General features: G+C 52.3%; 21 protein-coding genes and 1 pseudogene. 11 read left to right on the top strand and 11 right to left on the bottom strand.

All coding sequences use genetic code 11. The features are described from left to right. Positions 1-7 precede the first annotated feature (7 nt). Positions 8-448 (bottom strand): D-aminoacyl-tRNA deacylase, encoded by a 441-nt coding sequence (gene dtd, locus UNDYM_RS23755; RefSeq protein WP_162043327.1) that lies wholly within the window; start codon positions 446-448, stop codon positions 8-10. A gap of 277 nt (positions 449-725) precedes the next feature. After that, the gene (gene tyrS / locus UNDYM_RS23750) at positions 726-1,994 is read right to left on the bottom strand and encodes a tyrosine--tRNA ligase (protein ID WP_162043326.1); all 1,269 of its coding nucleotides are present in this window, start codon (positions 1,992-1,994) and stop codon (positions 726-728) included. 276 nt (positions 1,995-2,270) lie between these two features. Here tyrS and UNDYM_RS23745 point away from each other — a divergent pair, with 276 nt between their 5' ends. The 6 genes from UNDYM_RS23745 (at position 2,271) to UNDYM_RS23720 (ending at position 9,858) form a co-directional block, all read left to right on the top strand. After that, complete coding sequence (locus tag UNDYM_RS23745) at positions 2,271-3,641, top strand: M23 family metallopeptidase (RefSeq protein ID WP_162043325.1); 1,371 nt, start codon at positions 2,271-2,273, stop codon at positions 3,639-3,641. 12 nt (positions 3,642-3,653) lie between these two features. Further along, the gene (locus UNDYM_RS23740; protein WP_162043324.1) at positions 3,654-4,178 is read left to right on the top strand and encodes a GNAT family N-acetyltransferase; all 525 of its coding nucleotides are present in this window, start codon (positions 3,654-3,656) and stop codon (positions 4,176-4,178) included. A gap of 53 nt (positions 4,179-4,231) precedes the next feature. Beyond that, positions 4,232-5,383, top strand: a complete 1,152-nt coding sequence (locus tag UNDYM_RS23735) for an anhydro-N-acetylmuramic acid kinase (protein ID WP_162043323.1) — start codon at positions 4,232-4,234, stop codon at positions 5,381-5,383. Positions 5,384-5,846: 463 nt separating this feature from the next. Next, positions 5,847-6,356 (top strand): DsbA family protein, encoded by a 510-nt coding sequence (locus UNDYM_RS23730; RefSeq protein ID WP_162043322.1) that lies wholly within the window; start codon positions 5,847-5,849, stop codon positions 6,354-6,356. Between the two features lie 8 nt (positions 6,357-6,364). Next, positions 6,365-7,282: an aldo/keto reductase family oxidoreductase gene (locus UNDYM_RS23725; RefSeq protein ID WP_162043321.1), complete on the top strand. Its 918-nt coding sequence runs from the start codon at positions 6,365-6,367 to the stop codon at positions 7,280-7,282. A gap of 353 nt (positions 7,283-7,635) precedes the next feature. Continuing rightward, a complete protein-coding gene (locus UNDYM_RS23720; protein WP_232063579.1) occupies positions 7,636-9,858 on the top strand; it encodes a bifunctional diguanylate cyclase/phosphodiesterase in 2,223 nt (740 codons plus the stop codon). A gap of 228 nt (positions 9,859-10,086) precedes the next feature. Here UNDYM_RS23720 and UNDYM_RS23715 read toward each other — a convergent pair whose 3' ends face one another. The 3 genes from UNDYM_RS23715 to UNDYM_RS23705 form a co-directional block, all read right to left on the bottom strand. Next, positions 10,087-10,974: a LysR substrate-binding domain-containing protein gene (locus UNDYM_RS23715; RefSeq protein ID WP_162043320.1), complete on the bottom strand. Its 888-nt coding sequence runs from the start codon at positions 10,972-10,974 to the stop codon at positions 10,087-10,089. A gap of 187 nt (positions 10,975-11,161) precedes the next feature. Continuing rightward, the gene (locus tag UNDYM_RS23710) at positions 11,162-12,586 is read right to left on the bottom strand and encodes an FAD-binding oxidoreductase (protein ID WP_162043319.1); all 1,425 of its coding nucleotides are present in this window, start codon (positions 12,584-12,586) and stop codon (positions 11,162-11,164) included. Between the two features lie 153 nt (positions 12,587-12,739). Continuing rightward, a complete protein-coding gene (locus tag UNDYM_RS23705) occupies positions 12,740-13,294 on the bottom strand; it encodes a hypothetical protein (protein ID WP_162043318.1) in 555 nt (184 codons plus the stop codon). Positions 13,295-13,456: 162 nt separating this feature from the next. On the opposite strand from UNDYM_RS23705, the gene UNDYM_RS23700 reads away from it, so the two are divergent. The 4 genes from UNDYM_RS23700 to UNDYM_RS23685 all read left to right on the top strand — a co-directional run bounded on the left by UNDYM_RS23700 (position 13,457) and on the right by UNDYM_RS23685 (position 15,603). Further along, entirely contained in the window at positions 13,457-14,008 is a 552-nt protein-coding gene (locus UNDYM_RS23700; protein WP_162043317.1) for a cob(I)yrinic acid a,c-diamide adenosyltransferase, read from the top strand. Positions 14,009-14,224: 216 nt separating this feature from the next. Further along, positions 14,225-14,500 carry a hypothetical protein gene (locus tag UNDYM_RS23695; protein ID WP_162043316.1) on the top strand — a complete coding sequence of 92 codons (276 nt, stop codon included), beginning with the start codon at positions 14,225-14,227 and terminating at the stop codon, positions 14,498-14,500. 75 nt (positions 14,501-14,575) lie between these two features. Next, entirely contained in the window at positions 14,576-14,980 is a 405-nt protein-coding gene (locus UNDYM_RS23690) for a hypothetical protein (protein ID WP_162043315.1), read from the top strand. A 29-nt stretch (positions 14,981-15,009) separates the two neighbouring features. Beyond that, entirely contained in the window at positions 15,010-15,603 is a 594-nt protein-coding gene (locus tag UNDYM_RS23685; protein ID WP_162043314.1) for a hypothetical protein, read from the top strand. A gap of 172 nt (positions 15,604-15,775) precedes the next feature. Here UNDYM_RS23685 and UNDYM_RS23680 read toward each other — a convergent pair whose 3' ends face one another. Together UNDYM_RS23680 and UNDYM_RS23675 are read right to left on the bottom strand one after the other, a co-directional pair. After that, positions 15,776-16,558 carry a 3-hydroxybutyrate dehydrogenase gene (locus UNDYM_RS23680; protein ID WP_162043313.1) on the bottom strand — a complete coding sequence of 261 codons (783 nt, stop codon included), beginning with the start codon at positions 16,556-16,558 and terminating at the stop codon, positions 15,776-15,778. Between the two features lie 10 nt (positions 16,559-16,568). Next, entirely contained in the window at positions 16,569-17,336 is a 768-nt protein-coding gene (locus UNDYM_RS23675; protein ID WP_162043312.1) for an acetoacetate decarboxylase, read from the bottom strand. A 417-nt stretch (positions 17,337-17,753) separates the two neighbouring features. Between UNDYM_RS23675 and UNDYM_RS23670 the strand changes: the two genes are divergently transcribed. Beyond that, on the top strand, positions 17,754-18,401 hold the full coding sequence (locus UNDYM_RS23670; RefSeq protein ID WP_162043311.1) for a DsbA family oxidoreductase: 648 nt from the start codon (positions 17,754-17,756) through the stop codon (positions 18,399-18,401). A gap of 135 nt (positions 18,402-18,536) precedes the next feature. Here UNDYM_RS23670 and UNDYM_RS23665 read toward each other — a convergent pair whose 3' ends face one another. From UNDYM_RS23665 to dxs, 4 genes and pseudogenes are all read right to left on the bottom strand, one after another. Beyond that, a complete protein-coding gene (locus UNDYM_RS23665) occupies positions 18,537-19,094 on the bottom strand; it encodes a hypothetical protein (protein WP_162043310.1) in 558 nt (185 codons plus the stop codon). Between the two features lie 134 nt (positions 19,095-19,228). Then, positions 19,229-19,465: a hypothetical protein gene (locus tag UNDYM_RS23660; RefSeq protein ID WP_162043309.1), complete on the bottom strand. Its 237-nt coding sequence runs from the start codon at positions 19,463-19,465 to the stop codon at positions 19,229-19,231. A 219-nt stretch (positions 19,466-19,684) separates the two neighbouring features. Next, a complete protein-coding gene (locus UNDYM_RS23655; RefSeq protein ID WP_162043308.1) occupies positions 19,685-20,086 on the bottom strand; it encodes a hypothetical protein in 402 nt (133 codons plus the stop codon). 163 nt (positions 20,087-20,249) lie between these two features. Further along, positions 20,250-22,090, bottom strand: a pseudogene (dxs, locus tag UNDYM_RS23650) (1-deoxy-D-xylulose-5-phosphate synthase). Between the last annotated feature and the right edge of the window lie 362 nt (positions 22,091-22,452).

Raw genomic sequence — 22,452 nt, 5'->3', positions numbered from 1 at the left:
TTTGTTCTTATTTTGTTTTTAGCCAGAAGGTCACCGGGCCATCATTGGTCAGCGAGACCTTCATGTCGGCACCAAAGCTGCCAGTTTCTACCTGCGCATGTTTACTGCGCGCCTCGGCAACAAAGTAATCGAATAATTGCCTGCCCAGTTCTGGTGGTGCAGCCGGTGTGAAAGACGGACGCGTGCCGGAATTGGTATCCGCTGCCAGAGTGAATTGCGGTACCAAGAGCAGGCCGCCTTGTACATCTGTGACGCTGCGGTTCATCTTGCCTGCGTCGTCAGAGAAGACGCGGTAGGCGAGTAATTTTTTTAGCAGGTCGTCGGCCTGTTTTTCAGTGTCTTCGCGCTCGGCGCAGACCAGGACCATCAGGCCGGCATTGATGGCGCCTATGGTGTTGCCGTCGACGACGACTTTGGCTTCGGTGACTCTTTGGAGTAGGGCGATCATGGGGAAATGTATTCGGTGTTTTGATTCCCTCCCTTTCAAGGGGAGGGCTAGGGTGGGGATGGGGTTCGGTTGAATGGCCGAGATGTTAATTGAATCGGTGATTTGCTGAAGAAACCCATCCCCATCCCAACCTTCCCTTGAAGGGGAAGGAGTTTCCAGGACCCGTAGGTTGGGCTGCGGTTTACCAGCCCAACACTCGGCGTTTAAATGACGTATACGATTATTGAGGCACAGTGTTGGGCTGATGAAGCGTAGCCCAACCTACGAATTTCAAACATCAAGCCGTCAACGTCACCTTTGCAAACTTGCGCTTGCCAACTTGCAGCACGAAAGTGCCTGCTTCCACTTTCAAGCCCTTATCACTGATAACAACGGAATCTATACGTACGCCGCCTTGCTCCACCATACGCAGGGCTTCGGATGATGATGCGCAAAGATTCGTTTGCTTTAACAACTGGCCTATGCCAATTGGCGCACCGCTGACGCTGACTTCTGGCAGATCATCCGGTATCCCACCCTTGGTAACATTGACAAAATTCGCCAGCGCATCTTCCGCCGCCTGCCTGTTATGGAATCGCGTCACGATTTCCTGCGCAATCGCTACCTTGATATCGCGCGGGTTCTGGCCTTCAGCCACGGCTTTTTTGTAAGCAGCGATCTGCTCCAGCGAGCAGAAAGACAGCAGCTCGTAATAACGCCACATCATCGTGTCAGAAATACTCATGATCTTGGCGAACATGGTATTGGCTGGTTCAGTGATCGCGATGTAGTTGTTCTTGGACTTCGACATCTTCTCGACGCCGTCCAGGCCTTCGAGCAAAGGCATGGTCAGGATACATTGTGGCTCTTGACCATAATCTTTTTGCAGTTCACGACCTACCAGCAGGTTGAATTTCTGGTCAGTGCCGCCAAGTTCCAGGTCAGATTTGAGGGCGACAGAATCGTAGCCCTGCATCAGCGGGTACAGGAATTCATGCACGGAAATAGGTGTGCCAGCCTTGAAGCGTTTGGTGAAGTCATCGCGCTCCATCATGCGGGCGACGGTGTACTTGGATGACAGTTGTATCATGCCGCGTGCACCGAGCGGGTCTGACCATTCAGAGTTGTAGCGTATCTCGGTCTTGCTGGCGTCCAGCACCAAAGCAGCCTGCTTGAAATAAGTCTGGGCGTTTTCTTCTATCTGTTCGCGCGTCAGCGGCGGGCGGGTGGCATTGCGGCCAGACGGGTCACCGATCATGGACGTGAAATCGCCGATCAAAAAGATCACGGTATGGCCCAGATCTTGCAATTGGCGCATCTTGTTGAGTACAACAGTGTGGCCCAGGTGCAAATCTGGTGCAGTCGGGTCCAGGCCCAGCTTGATACGCAGGGGTTTGCCGGTCTGTTCGCTACGTGCCAGTTTTTGGGCAAATTCGGATTCGATGAGCAGTTCATCAACACCGCGTTTGGTCACTGCCAGTGCATGTTGCACTGCATCGGAAAGGGGCATGATTTTGCTGGCATTGCCAGAGTTTTCAGAGGAGCTGGAATTATGTTCAGAAGTCATCTTTAATGGAAATCAATTTTTTTGTAACACCGCTGGTCGAATTTCAAATCTGAATCCATAATCAGCGTTTGCCAAATTCTGGGTGTTGGTTAATTAGCAGGGATTATCGTTTAAGCCAGATGTCAGCATTTTAATGCCTTTGCCTGGTTTTTTAATCCCGAACTTAGTGCGAGTTTTAATATTGCCGTCTTGATAATGTGCGCATAAAATATGCAAAAACATTTCACCGCAATGTACTCGAATTTTCAATAAAACCAGTCAATTTTAACTTATTGCATGCGTCCAACAGATAAATTACTTCGTATCGTCTCTGGCGGCAGGCTGTTATTCGGCACCACACGCGCTTCGCGCATCGTTTCTGTTTCCGCACTCTTCTTTGCTGTTTGCGCATTTGGCGCTGCTGGTGTTGCTCCTTTGGCACCAGATGCATCTGACTTGCCCGTCAAGCGCATCAAGGAAGAGCTGAGCCTGCCTTCCCTCGATGAACAGGTCGCCGCACTCGAAGCGGTTGATCAGCAATTCATCCGTGAAGCCACCTTCAAGAGCAGTGAGCAGTTGGCCACGTTCTTGCAGCGCATAGGCGTGGATGATGAAGAAGCGGCACAGTTCATCAAATCAGACAATATTGCACGTACTATCCTGCAATTCAGGGCTGACAAAACCGTGGCAGTTAAAACGGATGAAGAGGGTGAACTGCTGTGGTTGCAAACAACGGTCTCTGATGGCCCGGACAAACCAGTCAGAAATATCGTCATCAACCGCGATGCTCATGGCAAATTGACATCTTCCGATGTTACTGCCAAGCTTGAAAGACGTGTGGAAATGGCAACAGCCTATATCCGCACCGCCTTTTACCCGGCTGCCGATGATGCCATGATCCCTTACAATGTCACCGAACAGGTCAAGTCCATGTTCGAGACCAATGTTGATTACCAGCGCCTGCAAAAGGGCGACTATTTCAATATTGTCTATGAAAGTTTCTGGCAAAACGGTGAACGTGTCCGCACTGGTCGAGTACTTGCAGGGGAATTCAGCAATTCTGGCAAGCTGTATCAGGCTGCCTGGTTTGAAGAGGCTGGTGGCAAGGGTGGTTACTACACTTTTGACGGCAAGTCCCTCAAAAAAGCCTTCCTGAAGTCACCGATAGAATTTACCCGCGTATCTTCTGGCTTCTCCATGCGCGTGCATCCTATCTCCGGTCAATGGAAACAACACAAGGGTGTTGATTTTGCCGCTGCCACGGGTACACCTATCCGTGCCTCGGCTGATGGCGTGGTTGATTCCGCCGCTCCCAGCAATGGCTATGGCAACCTAGTTGTGCTCAAGCACTGGAATAACTACAGCACGGCCTATGCCCACATGAGCCGCTTTGCTCCCGGCATACACAAGGGCAGCAAGGTCAGCCAGGGCGATGTCATTGGTTATGTCGGTACTACCGGCTGGTCCACTGGCCCACATCTGCATTATGAGTTCCGCGTCAATAATGAAGCACGTGACCCCATGAGCATCAACATGACAGAGGCTGCACCACTTGCAGCCGCTGAAATGAACCGCTTCAAGGGTTTTGCCGGTGACATGATTCACCGCTTCAACCTGCTGCATCCTGAACGCATGGCAGAAACCATGCGTCTGGCCAAACGTTCATAAGCCCAGGCTGGTTTGGCTGCAGGCGAAGTCATCATACGCAAGGCAGAGACAGACGATGTCTCTGCCTTGACTGTATTGATATTGCAAGTCTGGCTTGATACCTATGTCAAGCATGGCATCAAAAAGTCGATTGCCGATTATGTACTGTCTGAACTGACAGCAACACGCACGGCTGCCTATCTGGCACAAGAACATACCCACATCCTGCTGGCAGAAATGGATGGCCATCTGGTTGGCTATTGTCAGACGCTGAATGGTAAACGCAATGACCAGGTGCAGGCTGAACACCAGGCCGAACTCGACCATCTGTATGTACATCCCGGATTCTTTAGTCGCGGCATAGGCCGCCGTTTGCTGGCTGAAGCCGAAGAGCATTTACGCGGCCTGGGTGTACAACAACTCTGGCTGACAGCCTGGGTCGGTAACGACAAAGCCCTGCGCTTTTATCCCAGTACTGGATATACCGACATAGGCGCCACCGTCTTCCGTATGGAAAACGAAGAAGTCGCCAACAGAATTTTCTGCAAGACGCTGTAATACCTGGTCGAGTCTTCTATACTCATGCTGATCAACATACAGGTGGAATCAGCATGCTGCACAAACAAAACAATACGGCAAACATCTACATAGGCCTGATGTCAGGCACCAGCCTCGATGGCGTGGATGGCGTCATGGTGCGCCTGCCTGATCCAGTTGATGAAGCCGATGAAGCTAATCCAGGCATGCAGATCATTGCAACTGCCTATATCCCTTTTGACCCAGACCTGCGCGAGCAAGCCATGCGCCTGCAGCAGGCCAGTGATAATGAATTGCATCACGAAGCACTGCTGGCAAATGCGCTGGCCAGCACCTATGCCGCCTGTGTCAAAAAGCTACAGGCAGGCGCACCTGAGCAAACCGTGCATGCCATAGGCGCACATGGCCAGACTATCCGGCACAGGCCAGAGCTGGGCTATACCCGCCAGACCAATAACCCCTCTTTGCTGGCCGAGTTGACGGGGATAGATGTGATTGCTGATTTCCGCAGCCGTGATGTCGCTGCCGGTGGCCAGGGGGCGCCTTTGGTGCCAGCCTTTCACCGCGCCGTATTTGGCCGCGCAGGTGCTTCCAGCGTAGTCGCCAATATCGGTGGCATCAGCAATATCAGCGTACTCGCGGCAGATGGCAGTACCCGTGGCTTTGATACCGGCCCCGGTAATGTATTGATGGATGCCTGGGTGCAGCAACAACATGGCAAAAGCTATGATGCGAATGGTGACTGGGCTGCACAGGGCGCAGTCATACCAGCACTCTTGAACAGTCTGATGGGCGAAGCTTACCTGCAGATGCCACCACCCAAAAGTACGGGGCGTGACCTGTTTCATCCAGCCTGGTTGCAGGGCAAACTGCAAGGTTTCGAGGCTGCATCGCCTGTCGATGTGCAGGCAACGCTATGTGAATTTACCGCGCTGACGCTGGCCCATGATATCACCCGCCATGCTGCTGATGCGGCCCAGGTTTATGTTTGCGGCGGTGGTGCGTTCAATCATCAGCTCATGCAGCGCTTGCAGGCTTTGCTGGCAGCGCAATCCTGTCCTGCCGTTGTCAGCAGCACGGCGGTGCTTGGTGTCGCACCTGAACAGGTAGAGGCACTGGCCTTTGCCTGGCTGGCACAGCGCTTTTGCCTGCGCTTGCCAGGGAATTTGCCCGATGTGACGGGTGCTGCAGGCGGGCGAATTTTGGGTGCCCTCTACCCCGCATAGTTTAGCAGGGTGCGCCGTGCGCACCGTAGTCACGCGTGTAAATCCATGCGTGCAAATATCGGCAGGCTGGTGCGCACAGCGCACCCTGTAAAAGCGCAAGCGACAGCTAGTGGACTGTAACGGTGAAAGCGGAAGTGAAGGACATGTGCCCGGCGAACCAGGGCAAGGCGCAAAACACAGCGATAGCGGGGCTATCGCGAGTATTTGCAACGCAGCCATGGTCGTCGCGCGCATGGCAGGCACTTCGCTTTTCACTGTTACAGTCCACTAGTCCCAAGTTTCTATACAATGGCAAGTCAATACTGATGCTATGAGATTGCTTTATGACGCAACTGATTTATGTCGCCGACCCCATGTGTTCCTGGTGTTATGGCTTCGGGCCAGAATTGCTGGCTTTTCTTGACACCGTGCAGCATGCCAAAATTGATTTGATCATGGGGGGTTACGCGCATATAACAAACAGGTGCTCGATGATGCTACGCGCAACACCATCATGGGGCACTGGCAGCAGGTGGCAGAGCGTAGTGGCCTGCCTTTCAGTGACACTGCCATGTCACAGCCCGGCTTTGTGTATGACACCGAGCCCGCCTGCCGCGCCGTGGTAACTGCGCGCACGCTGACTGATGATGAGACCGGGCGATCTGCACTGGCAGTCTTCCATGCGGTACAGCATGGCTTCTATGCGCAAGGGCGTGATGTGCGTGATCCGGCAGTCTTGTCTGCACTTGCCGTTGCTGCAATGAACAAGGTTGAAGGTGAGGGCAGTTTTGATGTTGCCAGCTTTGCCGAAACCCTGGTGTCACCGATGGCCATGTCAGATGCGCGTGAGCATTTTGAGCAGGCAAAAAACTGGGGCATACGCGGCTTTCCGGCGCTCTTGCTTGTGCATGAAGGGGCGCTACACATGCTCGCTTCTGGCTACACCACGCGTGATGATCTGATCTCTACTTTCCAGGCACTGACACAACAATGACAAATAGCATGACTCCACATTTACAGATTGCCTCTATCGCTCCAAATGGCCCTGAATTTTCCCGCATCGTACTTGGCCTGTGGCGGCTCGCCAGTTGGCAGATGACAGCGCAACAAAGAGTGACTTTTCTTGAGCAGGCATTGGCGCTCGGTATCAACACCATAGACCAGGCAGATATCTATGGCAATTATGAGAGCGAGCAATTGCTCGGCGAAGCGATAGCGCTGGCACCGCATCTGCGCGACAGGTTCCAGTTCGTCAGCAAATGTGGCATCAAGCTGGTGTCTGATAATCGTCCTGCCCATGGCATGCAGCATTACGATACCAGTGCCGCACACATCATTGCATCCGCAGAGCAATCATTGCGTGCGATGCAGATAGAGCGGCTTGATTTATTGCTGATACACAGGCCAGACCCCCTCATGGATGCCGATGAAATCGCCGGTGCCTTCCAGCACCTGCAAGACAGTGGCAAGGTCAGGCATTTTGGCGTTTCCAACTTTACCAACAGCCAGTTTGAATTGCTGGCAGCGCGCTTCCCGCTGGTAACTAATCAGGTCGAATTATCACTCCTGCATATGCAGCCCCTGCACGATGGTACGCTGGACCTGTGCCAGCGCCTGCGCATTGCGCCTATGATCTGGTCTGCCCTTGGTGGTGGCAGCCTGTTCCGTCCCCTGCATGAACAGGATGAACGTGGCCAGCGCATCAGCGTCGTGCTGGCACGTATCGCAGCAGAACTTGATAGCAGCCCCAGTACCATTGCCCTTGCCTGGATTTTGCAACATCCATCCCGGCCACTGGTGCTGACAGGTTCAGGCCGCATTGCCGCGATTGAAGAAGCAGTCGATGCCACTGCCATTAAACTCAGCCGTGAACAATGGTTTGCCCTGTGGTGTGCCTCTGCGGGCAAAAACGTCGATTAGTAGGGATTGTCAGGCACCGATTGATCAGTTTCTTGATCAATCAGCCGGCCAAACAGCCATATTATTGCCTTGTGTAAAGTCATTTTGTCGCTTTTTGCGAGCAAGGCCGCAATTTCTGTTTGAATAGATAAATGTTGGTATAGTATTACTGTTCTGGCCGCTAAATCTGGTCTGGCCCGTTTCGTGATGTGATTGCAGAAGGACAGGATTTGTGACTGTTTTTCAATTCATCCGCAGTAATTTCATGGCTAGCTCTTCGGCACCGGGGAAACCCACCAGTGGCGTGAGCAGGTGCTGTCGGCCATCCTGTTTTTTGTACTCGCTCTGGGGGCGCAACGGCTATACCCAGCATCGTGCTGGCCATCAGTGAAAACCTGTGGTCAGTCGTCGTGGTTGATATTTTCGCGCTGGGCTGGGTTGCCACGATCTGGCGCCTGCCTTTTTTGAGTTATCAGCAACGCGCCTGGAATTTCCTGCTTTTCCTGTATCTGCTCGGTGTCTGGTTTCTCATCAAGGTCGGCCTGACCGGGCTGATCTACCTGCTGGCCTTCCCTGTGCTGACCGCCTTGTTGCTGAACATGCGGTTGTCCATGCAGGCCCTGGTGCTGGCTTCACTGAGCTTGCTGGTGGTAGGCTATATCTCGGATTCCAATTTGCACGTCTATGGTTTTGATTCCCACCCCTTCATGCAACTGGTGGTGGTGACCATCAACTTCAGTTTCATTGCGGCTGTCATGTCCATCTCTTGCAGCGTGTTACTCCAAAGACTGGATAGTTCGCTTGAACATCAGCGTGTCATCACCGCTTCACTGCAACACGGGCAATCTTCACTGAAAGTAGCGAACGAAGAATTGCGCCTGATTGTCGCCGCCGTGGCGCGCCTCAATGACATCGTCATGATCATCAAGGTCGATATTGACGGTGCTGGCAAGCGCCGTCTCAAGATCGTCTTCGTCAATGATGCCTTCGTGCGCCAGACCGGCTTTAAAAGCGAGGATGTCATCGACAGGTCCCCGGTTTTTTTACAGGGGCCGCGTACGCAGGCGGATGAACTCGATAAACTCAACGAGGCACTGCTGTCTTATGAATCGGTTCATATAGAACTGATTTGCTATACCCATGACGGCAGTGAATTCTGGATGGAGGCAGACGTGGTACCACTGGCTGATGAGCACGGTCTGTTCAGCCACTGGGTGGCTACCGGGCGCGACATCAGTGACCGCAAAAAAGCCCAGGAACATATACACAGGCTTGCCTATTTTGATGTGCTGACAGGCTTGCCGAATCGCCGCCTCTTGCTGGACCGCATGAGCATACTGCTGGCCACCGCCAGACGCAGCAACATGGTCAGTGCAGTGCTGTTCATCGATCTCGACCACTTCAAATACATCAATGATGCGCGCGGCCATGCAGTCGGTGATGCCTTGCTGAACCTGGTCGCACAAAGACTCTCAAGCAGCCTGCGCGAAGTGGATACGGTGGCCCATATAGGCGGTGATGAATTTGTGGTCATGCTTTGCCACATCTCGAATAATGTGGCAGCAGGTGCCCACGCAGCACAAGCCGTGGCTGAGAAAATCCGCCATTCGATCTCACAGTTTTTTGACATCAATGGCCTGCAATACAGCACGACCTGCAGCATAGGCGTGACCCTGTTGCCAAGAGAAAACCAGAACTCGCACGACCTGCTGCGTGAAGCAGATACCGCCATGTACCGCGCCAAGAGCAGTGGCCGCAACCAGATCGCCTTTTATGAAACCGGCATGCAGACCGAGGTCGAGCAAAGGCTGACCATGGAAAGGGAACTGGGCGAAGCCATCTCGGGCGGGCAACTGTATATGTATATCCAGGCCCAGGTTGACAGACTGGGCAAGCCGGTTGGTGGTGAAATGCTGATGCGCTGGATACACCCTGAGCGCGGCTTTGTCTCACCTGCGCTGTTCATTCCTGTGGCAGAAGAATCCGGCATGATCTTGCGGCTCGGGGACTGGGTGCTGGAACAGGGTTGCCTGGCCCTGCTGCAATTACAGGCGGCGGGCTGGGATATCCCCCTGTCGGTCAATGTCAGCCCCAAGCAATTCCGCCAGCCAGATTTTGTAGAAAAAGTCAGGCGTGTCTTGCGCTACACAGGCGCATCACCGTCACGCCTGATCTTTGAAGTGACAGAGGGCCTGCTCATTGATAACCTGCAAGACACCATTGCCCGCATGCTGGAATTGACGACCCTGGGCATACGGTTTTCCATCGATGATTTTGGTACCGGCTATTCCAGCCTGGCCTACCTCAAACGCCTGCCGCTGTATGAGCTCAAGATAGACAAGAGTTTTGTACAGGATACGCCGGGTGATGCCAATGGCACGGCCATCGTGCAATCGATATTGTCGATGGCATCCCACCTGGGTTTGCGCGTGGTGGCCGAAGGCGTCGAGACCAAGGAGCAGGCAGAATTTTTGATCGCCAACGGTTGTGCATCCATGCAGGGCTTCCTGTTTGCCCGCCCCATGCCGCTGGATAAATGGCTGGCTTTGCAAAAGCAGATAGAGCAACCGGGGCAGGAAAGCAGCAGGGTGGTGTAGCGCAAGACAGCTTTGCGGTGCACATCGGCTAATTTTAAACGTAGCCGTGTTGTGGGGCGCATTACAATGCGCCCTACGGTTTTCTCATTACCCAAGTCCCGATGATTGATTAGCCTGAGCAAATTGCTGGGTGCGCCGTGCGCAACATCGCATGCAGCAAACTATAAACTCAAGGAGGCATGTCCGTGTCTCAAACGGTGCACATGGCGCACCCTACAAAACATATCACTAAGCCTGCTGATAAGTCGCCTGCATCCAGTCTATGAAAAGCGCTACCTCGGGCCGTATATTTGCCTGTGCCTCATGTACCAGATAATAGGCATGTGGTGGCGTTGCCAGTTGCGTGTCAAATACGCGCACGACCTCACCCCGGTTGATCATCTCCTGGGCAAAGTGCTGACGCGTCAGGCCTATGCCATGGCCATGCTTGACTGCTTCCAGCAACAGGCCCAGGTCATCAATGCGCAAGCCTGTGGTTGGTTCTGGCCAGTCCAGTCCCGCCACTTCAAACCATGGCTGCCAGGGTTCCAGGGCAGACCGCAAGAGTCTGGCATGACGCAGGTCTGCCGGTGTCTGTATCGATGGCAAAGATTTCAGGTAAGCAGGGCTGGCGACAGCAAAGCTGGGTTCTACAAATAATTTCTTGGTGACCAGGTTAGGATATTCACCGGCACCAAAACGCACTTCTACATCACTTTCTGACAGGCTCAGGTCATACAGTGGCACAAACAGATAGACTTCAATTTCTATATCGGGATACTGGCGCATGAATTCGGCCAGGCGTGGCATAAACATATAGCGCGCAAAAGTAGGCGGCACCGTCACCTTGACGCGCAACTGGCTTTGCGTGATCTTGTTCGGCAGCGGGAAATCAGACAGGGTGCGCAAGGCTACCCGCACCACATCGAGGTAACGGCGGCCAAACTCAGTCAGTGTGACGCTGCGCCCTTCACGCACAAAAACGCGCTCGCACAAATGTTCTTCCAGCAGACGTATGCGATGTGACAGGGCAGAAGGTGTGATGCACAACTCTTCTGCCGCAATCGCAAAAGAACTATGCCGCGCCGCCGCCTCAAAAGCAGATAATGCATGTACCGGTGGTAATCGTGTTGCCATACTCTTCCTGATTTGTTTTATGTAGCGTACTCAAGCACTCGTTAAGAGATCACCCGTAAATCCGGTTGTCGCAATAAAAGACACAGAGGAATTCTGTATATCCTTTGCTTGCTTTTCTCGGTGCTTACTTTGTGATTCAGTGTCTCTGTGGTGAGTGGTTTTTTACCAAATTGAATACTGTCTCGATTTATTCTTCAGCCTCGTCCCACGCAATAATTTTGCCCGGGTTTAAAATATTTTTTGGATCAAATGCATGCTTGAGCATACGCATCATGTGTATTGCATCTGCCCCATGTTCTTCTATCAAAAACGACATCTTGTGTATACCCACGCCATGCTCGCCCGTGCAGGTACCATCCATGGCAATCGCCCGCGTCACCATGCGCTGGTTGATGGATTCTGCCACCGCAATTTCGTCTGGGCTGTCCGGGTCCACCAGCATCAGCGCATGAAAATTACCATCGCCAACATGGCCGATGATGGAATAGGTAATGCCATGGTTTTCACAATCGATCTGGGTTTCGCTGATGCATTCAGCCAAGCGTGAAATTGGCACGCAGCAATCAGTAGAAATAGAACGTGAACCTGGCCGTAATTGTAGCAGCGCAAAATAGGCATTATGCCGCGCAGCCCACAGGCGGCTGCGGTCTTCTGGCCTGGTCGCCCACTCAAAATCACCGGCACCATTGGCTGCTGCAATCTCTTGCACCAGCTCAGCCTGTTCTTTCACGCCATGCTCAGTGCCATGAAATTCAAACAGCAGCAAAGGCTTGACTGGCAAATTTAATTTGTCATGCGCATTGATCGCGCGCACACCATTCGCATCCAGAAATTCTACCCGCGCAATTGGCACGCCCATCTGTATGGTCTGGATAACGGTATTCACCGCATCGGCATTGTCAGGGAAGCTGCACACCGCAGCCGAGATGGCTTCCGGCAAGGGATAAAGTTTGACGGTGACTTCAGTGATAATGCCCAGCGTGCCTTCACTGCCGACAAACACCCGCGTCAGATCGTAACCGGCAGATGATTTCTTGGCACGCGAACCCGTGCGTATGATGCGGCCATCCGCAGTCACCACCGTCAGCGCCATGACGTTTTCACGCATGGTGCCATAGCGTACTGCGTTCGTGCCGGATGCCCGCGTGGCTGCCATGCCACCCAGGCTGGCATCGGCGCCAGGGTCTATCGGGAAAAACAGGCCGGTGTCGCGTATCTCGGTATTCAATTGCTTGCGCGTCACGCCTGCCTGCACGGTAGCGGTCAAATCCTCGGCATGCACGGCCACCATCTTGTTCATCTGTGACAAGTCTATCGTCACGCCGCCATGCAGGGCCAGGATATGGCCTTCCAGCGAAGAACCGGCACCGTAGGGTATCACTGGCACATCATGCGCATGACACAGCCTGACGATCTCGGCGACCTCTTCTGTGCTCTGGGCAAATACCACCGCTTCTGGCGGCATGGGGTCATAAGAGGATTCATCGCGGCCATGATGCTCACGCACTGCCAGGGCAATGCTGCAACGGTCTTCCAGCAAGGCTTGCAAGGCATGCAGCAGGCCAGCGGGCAGGGGCTTTCTGACACTCGCCAAAATGGCAGGATGGTTCATAATGCGGTCCGTACAGGTAGTGGTGCCCTCTATTATGCTGTGTCCGGCCAGATTTTGTCGTAAGCTTTCCAACTTCCTGCCTTATTTTATTTGCCAGCGGCAATCGGCGTTCAAATATTGCCTGTCAGGCAAGTAAAACGACATAGTGCTGCTTCAGCCCAGTTGTATGGCCTGCGCCTTGGCATCAGCCAATTTGAATAGCAAATCTTCCAGTGCCGCCTCAGAGACAGAACCCAGGTCTATGCTGACTTGCAGGGCTTCATCTTCCTGCGTAATGCCGGACATGAAATGCACGACCCCATACAGGCCCTCGGCATTTTTGACATTGTTATCCTCAACATCAAACCAGGCCAGGAACCAGTCTGCCAGGATAGACTCTGCAAGCTCAGGCGCGAGACCGCCGATCTGCAAGGGCAGCCAGTCCCAGGTAAACGGGGTGATGCTCACCTCAGTGCCTGACATGCCAAAGCCAAAGGGCTCAAATTCCAGCTGGGTTTTGGCATCCACCGTGTGTGACTGCCCGGCATATTCACCCTCTACAGGTATCCAGTCTACCCGGCAGGGCAAGGCCGGGCGGCCTTCCAGAGCGAGTGCACCATCGGCATTGCGGTAAGCCGGTTCAACGTGGGCATTATCCTGATTGATGGCCGCAGTCAGCACGGCAACATAAGAAGCGCGTATCGCGGCGAATAATTGTATAAGTGTCATGACGAGATTATATTGATACGCGGCAAGCATGGCAATCATGGCGCGCGTTCAAACGCCAATACCAGCTATGATGTGCATGCTGTTAGCGGAGAGGTGTATCCAGGCAGATTTTGCCGTATCCTTGCACACTTCCTTATTTATTTTTCACTTAATTTATTTGCCATGGGTAATCGACTCTCAAAAATCGCAACACGTACCGGCGACAAAGGTACGACGGGCCTCGGTGACGGCAGCCGCGTCGCCAAAGATGCCCTGCGCGTGCACGCCATGGGTGACGTGGACGAACTCAATTCTCAGATCAGCGTCCTGCTGTGTGAAGACATGCCAGAGCAGATGAAGCAAGAATTGTTTTCCATCCAGCACGACCTGTTCGACATGGGCGGCGAACTCTGCATCCCCGGCTACACCATGATCACCGATGCCCAGGTAGAAAGGCTGGATGCCCTGCTGGTGAAATACAATGCCGACCTGCCACCGTTAAAAGACTTCATCCTGCCAGGAGGCTCCCGCGCCGCCGCCATCGCCAACGTCTGCCGCACCGTCTGCCGCCGCGCAGAACGCGCGATAGTTAGCGTAGGCAATGCCGAGGCTATCAATGAGGCACCAAGACAGTATATGAACCGTTTGTCGGATTTGCTGTTTGTGTTGTCGCGGGTGTTGAACCGGTATGCGGGGGGGAGTGATGTGTTGTGGGAGAAGGAACGCCAACGCTAGTCGAAACCCTGATTAAGCTAAGCGCGACGCGATTTTGGGCCTGCGATGCTCGCCGTACTAAAGTACGACTGCGCTTCTTAACCCAAACTAGCGCCGCTCGCTACGCTTACTCGGGGTTTCTTGATTGGTTTGAAAATATATCTTTATGATGAATCTCTGATGCGACGAATTTATTGTGATTCTTATGAATTAGATGGAGCTGGTTCGGAAACCGAAATGGAAATCATCATTTCTACTCACAAGCAGCATGGTGATTTGAAGCAGTTTCTTCTAGCTTTCCAGGTAGATATTTCAAAAGCGATCGCTATTCCGACATCTTGGGAAAATCATTCTGAAATTGGTCTCCACCTGAAACAGTTCGCCAACATTGAACTACCTCATTCTGCACAATGGCGTGCTGGGTTTTTATTTCAAGACGAGTGGGATGAGCGCAGAGTTGCAATCGATGTTGCTGATAAATTGATTTGGTATCAATGGACTACTTCAGCCTGAAATTGATGGTGATTGTATTTTCAAATGAGACCGGAACTTGCTAGCCCTGGAATATTTTATTTGTAGAAATTTGCGATGAGCAGCCTTAAAACATCTCGCAGCCGACGCATGCGAAAGAAGTTGTTTATCGGCGAATTGCAGTCTTGGCCCAATCTCACTAAACATGCTATTGTCCGGCGGGATTTGGAATTTACCTATATTGATGGACGCATCATTTTTGCCAAAATCTCGGTATGGCAGCCTGTAGAGCTAGGCACCCACAATTGGCGATGTTCTTTCCTGATCCAGACTATACACTTTGAGAAATCATCTTATGCTGACGGGGATGACAGTATGCAGGCGCTGCTTTTGGCAAAACATAAGATCAGCAGCCATTTAACTGCCCTGGAAAATAAATTTGATGGGCGCTTTAGTCAGTATGGTGCTCATCATGGCTTTCCTGCGTTATCTGAGCATACATTTCCTTCTTCCATTACATAAAAACTGCATCCCATACATAAAACTTTATCATGCCAACAATCACTGAGCTATGTAATCAATTGGCTGATGCCTACGAAGCGAAAGGCATCGCTGTCAGAGAGAATTTACGACCAGGTCTTACGACAACGGAAATCCTGGAGACTGTCGCACCTTTGCAAATCATAGTGCCAGATGACGTCATTGAACTTTATCAGTGGAGGAATGGGCGTATCGACAAGCTTGATTCAGACCTCGATACGAATTTTTGTTTTCGCGATAATGAGTTTATTTCTCTGGAAGAAGCAGTTTTGGAATATCAAAGTATTCAGGAATACTATGGTCTTCATTCAACGCTGGAGCAAGATCGTGTAGATCTCAAAGCTTGCCTGCCAATTTCAGAATTTCAGGGTTCTTGGGATGTTGTCGCTTGTGGCGCGCATCTTTTTGGTTCTGACAAGGATCATCCAGTCATTCGAGTGTTCCACGGTATAAGAATGTATTTTTATTCGATATCTTCCATGCTTGAAACTTGTATAGAATGGGTTTCTTCACCGAACTGGAAGGACTTGGATGGTTTGCCGGACGAAGAGGAAATGGAAATCTGGCGGCGGCATAACCCAGATATTTTTCGCGAAAGATTTTAGGTTTGCAGGTGCGAACGTTAATGTCTATGGTCTGATATTTGACAATCCTGAATCACCATATTTACTTTGATGTGCTGCGATATGAAGCTTGATGCATATCTTGTTGTAAGCCCGCAGCTTCATCGCTGCGGGCGCACGAGTGTCCATCAGTTGAGGCACTCAAAAATTCACCTTACTGCATATGCCACCCATGACTAACCGTGATGGATTGGCCAGTCAATGCATTGGTTCCAAAGGCCGCCAGGAATAGTGCGGTCTGGGCGACGTCTTGCACAGTCGTGAATTCGCCATCGACTGTTTCTTTCAGCATCACATTCTTGATGACTTCTGCTTCGGTGATGCCGAGTTCTTTTGCCTGTTCCGGGATTTGTTTATCGACCAGTGGCGTGCGGACAAAGCCTGGGCAGATGACGTTGGCGCGGATATTGTTTTTGGCACCTTCTTTGGCGACGACTTTTGCCAGGCCGATCAGGCCGTGTTTGGCGGTGACGTATGGCGCTTTCAGTGGGGAGGCTTCATGGGAATGGACTGAGCCCATGTAGATCACGCTGCCGCCTTTGCCGCCAGCGATCATGGAACGCATGCAGGCGCGGGTGGTCAGGAATGCGCCGTCCAGATGGATGGCCAGCATTTTTCTCCAGTTATCCAGGCTCAGGTCAACCAGCGGGCTGATGATTTGTATGCCTGCATTGCTGATCAGGATATCGATGTTGCCGTAGGCAGCCACTGCGTCAGCCACGCCTTTATCGACCTGTGTTTCGTCAGTCACATTCATCGCCACTGCCATGGCGGTACCGCCGGATGCTTCGATTTCTTTGGCGGTGGCTTGTGCTGCTTCGAGGGCCATGTCGGCGATGACGATTTTTGCGCCTTGCTTGGCGTATTCTATGGCGATTTCTTTGCCTATGCCGCTGGCGGCACCGGTGATGAGGGCGACTTTATTATTGAGTAACATGTGAGTTCCTTTATTTGGTTATGACTTGCTTATTTCCTGGTGGGGCGAGGTAATCATGGGCGACTGTACCGTAAGGTAAAGTCAGGTCAGACAGGATATGCACTGCAGATAAAACTTCGAGTACTGGCAAACCAGCGACAGGGGCCAGCGCGTGTGGGTGTAGGTCCAGCGCACCCGGGCCACCCCAGGCACCTTTGATAGTGATGTCAGTGAGCTGATACTGCACCAGTTCGCAGATGCGCGGTGTGCCATCGACATGGGGGATGATTTTTAACAAGAAATTAGGTACTTCCATGCTTGCCTTGACGGCGGCATGATCGAGTTGCGTGTGCTTGAAACCCATGGTGCCAGTGGCGATGCGGAAGTCGCTGTAATCCAGCGTGCCAACCAGGGTGTCTTTGTGTACTCTGAGTTCAGGTTCACCGAGTTTTTTAGGAAAGCCCCACAACTCACGTCCAGCCGCAATTGGTGGATGATCATTCAGATACATGCTGTGCACATAAGCACCATGTACACCATCAAGTGTCACCGGGATGACCTGGCCGGATTCGCAATAGTGCCCAAAGCCAGTTGAGTCTGGCATGTTGATGAACTCAAACTTGACTACGGGTTCTGCCAGCTTCAAAGGGGCGGGGATGATTTTTTCAAGTAGCTCAGGGTCAGTGCGGTAAGTGATGATCAGGTATTCCCTGTCGGTAAAGCGGTAGGGCCCGGGTGGAAAGGCGAAGTTGGAATAAGGCATTGCAAAGGCGTTACGGCGGATTTCATCTTCTGTCATTTCTTTTTCCTTGGCTAATGCGTGGGTGAGGGGAATGCAGACGGCTAATGAAGACTACAGGGGATGACTCAGTGTTGCGCTTATGGTTCGGTAATGGTCCGGTAATTGCCCGGTAAGTTCGTGCTCCGGGGTAAGTAATCGTCATGCCCATAGATTTATAGATATAGCCATATGTGCATAAAAAAAGTGGGTTTATCTGTTTTTTAATGCATATATATTAATTTGCCCTGAAAACTAATGTGTATCAATTTGTAGGCGGTGGGCGCAGCGGCGTCCGATAGCTCCGGCAGCAGACACTTGAATTGACTGGTAAAGTGCATATATAGCTTGGCATATCGGTGCATAAGACCCTGGTTTGACGCACCATCAATTGGATAGCTGTTACAGTCCACTGGCCTGACAGCAGAAAGAAATATCATGAGTAAAGAAATCAGAATCGACTTCGTTTCGGACGTGTCATGCCCCTGGTGCATCATTGGTCTCAAATCACTGGAAAAGGCAATTGATCAAATAGGTGATGATGCCAAAGTGGATTTGCACTTCCAGCCCTTTGAATTAAATCCCAAGATGGTGCCGGAAGGACAGGACATCGCAGAACATCTGGCAGAGAAATACGGCGCGACGCAGGAGCAGACCACCAAGAACCGCGAAATGATACGGGCCCGTGGCGCAGAGCTGGGCTTTGAGTTCAATATGGCGACGCGCAGCCGTATTTATAATACTTTTGATGCACACCGCCTGCTGCATTGGGCAGAAACGCAGGGGCGTCAACATGCCTTGAAGGTAGCGCTATTTGAACTGTATTTCAGCAAGGGGGAAAGCCCAGCTTCGCACGAGGCTTTGCTGCGGGTAGCGGGTGAAGTAGGGCTGGATACGGCAGAGGCTGCGCGCATCCTGGCATCTGACGCCTATGCTGCCGAGGTACGTGAGACTGAGACTTACTATCATCAGCAAGGCATCAATTCGGTACCGGCGATTATCATCAACGAGCGCCACCTGATTTCAGGCGGCCAGCCGCCAGAAGTATTTGAACGGGCGCTGCGCCAGATAATGACGCAGGGATAAGCTGTAACAGCAGTAAAAAAAGCATGGTAATCCCATGCTTTTTTGAAAGTTATTCAATCACCCTTGAAGTTATCGTGTGCGATGAATAGCTGGCTGCTTGCCTGGGGCTTTTACCAGGCGACATCGCACTCCTGCTTAAGGAGTGATCTCTAGCGATTGCAGGAATTTGTCCGCCACTTCTGCGGCCTTTTTATCTTGCGGCGCATGACCTGCCTGCTGCATATAGATAGTATGCGGGGCCACGTAAGCGCGCAAAATAAAATCCTGATTCTCAAGCCTGCCTTTGACCTGCTTGCCTTTCAGGTTTGTATTGGGCAGGTCTATATCTTTCCAGCCGTCAGTGTCGAGCCAAAACTTGTTAACAAAGCCTCTGCGCATATTGTCCAGCATGGTGTTCAGGTAGGCGGTTTCATACCCTGGGGCCGAGCCGTCATCCGGGCGAAACTCCAGTACCCCCAGCATGAGCATACTGCCGCCAGCTTCCATGGCGTAGGTGGTGCGCTTATAGGGCGCACCCTTGCGCTCGGGCATGGTCTCTTCGGTTTTTTCTGGCGTACCTGCCGCCCAGAATTTGACGCGCTTGTCGTCTGTCGTCACTACCTGGCCGCCTGCATCTGCGGCCTGCGCGTATCCGCAGGACAGCGCACCTAGCAGGAGGATGGCTGACCAGAGTCGTTTAGAGTGAATGTGCATACTGGTTTCCTTTAAAAATTCCTGGCGTATTGTGGCAGTGTCGTCTTTGCGTGTTTTTTCTACACACTGCACATGTAAAAACTGCGGTGCAATGATTATATTGATGTAGCGCATCCAGTTCAAATACCAGGCGATCAGCGGCAATGCTGGGCGATGTATGGTAGCCTGTACGCTTTCGTGGCGGACCAGCGCAAAACAACCTCGCGCAGTTGTCTGATCTGGATGGCGATGGCAATCTTGATCTGTGGTGAGCTGAGGTATTCAATATTTGCGCTGGTGACGCCAGCGACAGAAAGCGTCGCGCAGATTGCAGTGCGACATCGGCTGACATGGGTGAGGTCAGTGGTGAAAGCCTGACTTATTTCGTCCACTCTCCAAAGGCCGCGGCTACAAAGATAATTGTGCAGCCAGCAGTTAAAAAAGGCGGTAGTCGATGATGCTGCATATTCTGCATATGTTGCAGAGGCGAGACTTGAGCCTCAGACCTGCAATGTTGCCCAGTTTGGCGAGATGCTGGAAGATACGCTGGAGGACAAATTGCAGAAAGGATTTGTCATAGTCGAGATTAAGGCCGTGGACACTATGGGCATTTAATCGTAAGAGTATTCTTCATATGCCATGCATTGTTCCAAGTTGATTGTCGAGACAATTTCTTCCAGCCTTTTTAGCGGATCGTCGCCTTCCTGATACCAGTATAAAACTACAAACAGCCTGCGATTTGCTGACCATTCCGGCGACCGGACTAATTTTGCATACCAATATTCCTTGTCGGGCCAGACCTGATAATCGGATGGCATATCCCGCAACTCTTGTGTCAGGTCATCCATGCCAGGGAAGTGATGGCCAGGCTGCTCGGTAGTACGGCGCATTTGCGCTTGTCGCAGTTTTCTGAGCAGAAAAGGTGTTGCTTCCAGTAGCCCGGAAAATGAATCTAGGCCATGAATGGACTCAAGCGTGGCAGTAAAACCTGCCTTGTCAGTCAATAGTCTCAATGGATTTCCTTACAGTGTTGAGGATGCTCTATCTATAATATCTGCACCCTGATTTACTTCGCTCTTCAGGGCGTAGTGAATGTGAGTGTCATGCCAGCATTAGCGAAAAAGACTGCTTGCCAGCAGTCTTTTTGTTATTGAGCATCAGCGTTGCGGGCTTTTTTCAATCGAACCTTGCACGGATTGATTTCTCTATGCCCGCAGCATCCAGCCCGCATTGTGCCAGCAGCAAGCCAGGGTCGCCGTGATCGACAAAGCGGTCTGGCAGGCCCAGTATCAGCAGGGGTTTGTTGATACCTGCTTCGGCCATGGCTTCAGCCACTGCTGAGCCGGCGCCACCCATGGTGCAGCCTTCTTCCACGGTCACCAGTTCATCATGGCTGGCGGCCAGGGATTTGAGCAATTCCACATCCAGCGGTTTGACGGAGCGCATATTTGCGAGTGTCGCATCTAGTTGTTCTGCCGCTTGCAGGGCGGGGTGCACAAGTGAGCCAAATGCCAGTATCGCGATGCGTTTGCCCTGGCGTTTGATTTCGCCTTTGCCCAGGGGATGGTTTCGAGGTCTTTGCCTGTTGGCACACCTATGCCAGCACCGCGCGGGTAACGCACCGCAGCAGGGCCGGGGTAGTGATAGGCTGTGCTGAGCATCTGGCGGCATTCGTTTTCATCTGAGGCTGCCATGACCACCATGTTAGGGATGCAGCGCAGATAGGCCAGATCATAATTACCGGCATGGGTTGCGCCATCGGCACCGACCAGGCCAGCGCGGTCGAGGGCAAAAGTCACGTCCAGGTTTTGCAGGGCGACGTCGTGGATTAACTGGTCATACGCACGCTGCAAAAAGGTGGAGTAGATGGCGACGACAGGCTTCAAGCCTTCACAAGCCAGGCCAGCGGCAAAGGTGACGGAATGCTGTTCAGCAATGCCGACATCGTAATAACGCTTGGGGAATTGTTTTTCAAATTCCACCATGCCTGAACCTTCGCGCATGGCAGGGGTAATGCCGACGAGTTTTTGATCCGCCGCCGCCATGTCGCACAACCAGTTGCCAAATACCTGGGTATAGCTTTGCTTGGCCGGTGCTGTTGCAGGCTTGATGCCCTCAGCCGGATTGAATTTGCCGGGGCCATGGTACAAGACTGGATCAGCTTCTGCCAGTTTATAACCCTGGCCTTTTTTTGTAACCACATGCAAAAATTGCGGGCCTTTGAGGTTGCGGATGTTTTGCAGCGTCGGTATTAGCGAATCAAGATCATGACCGTCGATAGGGCCTATGTAATTGAAGCCGAATTCTTCAAACATGGTGGCTGGTACTATCATGCCTTTCGCATGTTCTTCAAAACGCCTGGCCAGCTCCAGCACTGGCGAAGGCAAGACCGATTTGCCGACATTGCGCGCGGCTGCATAAAACTTGCCGGACATCAGGCGCGCCAGGTAGCGGTTCAGCGCACCCACAGGCGGTGAGATCGACATATCATTGTCATTCAGCACGACGAGCAGATTGATATCATCATGTACGCCAGCATTGTTCATGGCTTCGAATGCCATGCCTGCAGTCATCGAGCCATCGCCTATGATGGCAACTGCGTGGCGGTCTTCACCCTTGGTGCGGGCCGCCAGTGCCATGCCCAGCGCGGCAGAAATCGAGGTCGATGAGTGCGCGGTGCCAAAGGTATCGTATTCACTTTCAGTACGACGCGGGAAACCGGAGATGCCATTCAACTGACGCAGGCTGTGCATCTGGTCACGGCGGCCTGTCAGAATCTTGTGTGGATAGGTCTGATGGCCGACATCCCAGACCAGCCTGTCTTCTGGCGTGTTAAAGACGTAATGCAGGGCGATGGTTAATTCTACCGTGCCCAGGTTTGACGACAAATGGCCGCCCGTCTTGGAAACGGAGTCAAGCACGTACTGACGCAATTCATCTGCCAGCGGCTTGAGTTGGCTGCGCGTCATGCTGCGCAGGTCAGCGGGGGAATTAATTGTGTTTAATAAAGTCGTCATTGTTCTTTTTCATTACTTGGCTAAACGCCTCTGATGATCGGCTATTACATACCTGGCCGACTGCCAGAGCTGCTATCGCATACCTGCACTGCATTACTTTTCGTGCTTATTTCTGTCTGACTACTATTCTTTGGCAGAACTCTCCGCCAAATGTATCGTTCGCTTTACTATTTGTACTGCTGTGGTGCGCATGGCGCACCTGCTTAATCTGCTTTTCACACGGTTCATCTGCGTGAATGGGTCTTGCGCAGATGGATTCCAGCTTGCGCCGGGATGAGCTTGAAGCTACTGCCGTTTTCGTAGGGTGCGTCTTGACGCACCGCTTTTCGACCCAAAATTTCAATACACATGCACTTAATGGT

This window comes from Undibacterium sp. YM2 (genome assembly GCF_009937975.1).
Lineage (GTDB): Bacteria > Pseudomonadota > Gammaproteobacteria > Burkholderiales > Burkholderiaceae_D > Undibacterium.
This window is presented reverse-complemented; position numbering and strand designations above follow the sequence as displayed.

Excerpts from the sequence above, each read along its gene's own strand:
- UNDYM_RS23700 (WP_162043317.1), top strand. The coding sequence starts at position 13,457 with ATGGGTAATCGACTCTCAAAAATCGCAACACGTACCGGCGACAAAGGT.
- dtd (WP_162043327.1), bottom strand. The coding sequence starts at position 448 with ATGATCGCCCTACTCCAAAGAGTCACCGAAGCCAAAGTCGTCGTCGAC.
- UNDYM_RS23665 (WP_162043310.1), bottom strand. The coding sequence starts at position 19,094 with ATGCACATTCACTCTAAACGACTCTGGTCAGCCATCCTCCTGCTAGGT.
- UNDYM_RS23675 (WP_162043312.1), bottom strand. The coding sequence starts at position 17,336 with ATGACAGAAGATGAAATCCGCCGTAACGCCTTTGCAATGCCTTATTCC.
- tyrS (WP_162043326.1), bottom strand. The coding sequence starts at position 1,994 with ATGACTTCTGAACATAATTCCAGCTCCTCTGAAAACTCTGGCAATGCC.
- UNDYM_RS23715 (WP_162043320.1), bottom strand. The coding sequence starts at position 10,974 with ATGGCAACACGATTACCACCGGTACATGCATTATCTGCTTTTGAGGCG.
- UNDYM_RS23735 (WP_162043323.1), top strand. The coding sequence starts at position 4,232 with ATGCTGCACAAACAAAACAATACGGCAAACATCTACATAGGCCTGATG.
- UNDYM_RS23690 (WP_162043315.1), top strand. The coding sequence starts at position 14,576 with ATGAGCAGCCTTAAAACATCTCGCAGCCGACGCATGCGAAAGAAGTTG.
- UNDYM_RS23705 (WP_162043318.1), bottom strand. The coding sequence starts at position 13,294 with ATGACACTTATACAATTATTCGCCGCGATACGCGCTTCTTATGTTGCC.
- UNDYM_RS23680 (WP_162043313.1), bottom strand. The coding sequence starts at position 16,558 with ATGTTACTCAATAATAAAGTCGCCCTCATCACCGGTGCCGCCAGCGGC.
- UNDYM_RS23710 (WP_162043319.1), bottom strand. The coding sequence starts at position 12,586 with ATGAACCATCCTGCCATTTTGGCGAGTGTCAGAAAGCCCCTGCCCGCT.
- UNDYM_RS23670 (WP_162043311.1), top strand. The coding sequence starts at position 17,754 with ATGAGTAAAGAAATCAGAATCGACTTCGTTTCGGACGTGTCATGCCCC.
- UNDYM_RS23685 (WP_162043314.1), top strand. The coding sequence starts at position 15,010 with ATGCCAACAATCACTGAGCTATGTAATCAATTGGCTGATGCCTACGAA.
- UNDYM_RS23745 (WP_162043325.1), top strand. The coding sequence starts at position 2,271 with ATGCGTCCAACAGATAAATTACTTCGTATCGTCTCTGGCGGCAGGCTG.
- UNDYM_RS23695 (WP_162043316.1), top strand. The coding sequence starts at position 14,225 with ATGGAAATCATCATTTCTACTCACAAGCAGCATGGTGATTTGAAGCAG.
- UNDYM_RS23725 (WP_162043321.1), top strand. The coding sequence starts at position 6,365 with ATGACTCCACATTTACAGATTGCCTCTATCGCTCCAAATGGCCCTGAA.